We start from the raw sequence: 436 nt of genomic DNA, 5'->3' as shown, positions 1-436 counted from the left end.
CCGGTGGGTTCGGACGGGTCAGGATGAACCGCGTCCCCGCCCCAAGGGTCCCCGCCTAAACCGCAAGGACGCCCCCCGGCAACTGCAGGAACCCGCTAAAAAGAAAGGTCGCAGCAACCCCCACCAGCGCCATGGTCTTCGCACGTAACGAGATCGCGCCCTCGGCCCGCCAGTCACGAATGGGCGGCCCGAAGCGCGGATGCTCGACCAGCCACATCTCCAATCGCGGCGATGAGCGCGCGAAGCAGAAGGCGGCGAGCAGAAGCAGCGGCGTGGTCGGCCCCATGGGCAGCACGAGGCCGTCAATCCCAACCGCCAGCGCCAGCCCGCCGCCAATCGTCCACAAAATCCTGAACACGCCATGCCTCCGTTTGCGCGCAACATAACGCGCCCGCGTCCGCCGGAAAGCCCGTCCCCCTCATCTTTACTCCACAAA

1 protein-coding gene is annotated in these 436 nt (G+C 66.5%); it reads right to left on the bottom strand.

From position 1 onward, the window contains the following. Positions 1-55 precede the first annotated feature (55 nt). Positions 56-358, bottom strand: a complete 303-nt coding sequence (locus BTA51_RS29030; RefSeq protein ID WP_094712546.1) for a YbaN family protein — start codon at positions 356-358, stop codon at positions 56-58. Between the last annotated feature and the right edge of the window lie 78 nt (positions 359-436).

This window comes from Hahella sp. CCB-MM4 (genome assembly GCF_002260525.1).
Lineage (GTDB): Bacteria > Pseudomonadota > Gammaproteobacteria > Pseudomonadales > Oleiphilaceae > Hahella.
Note: the sequence above shows the minus strand (reverse complement) of the source record. Positions and strands in the feature narration are given on the sequence as shown.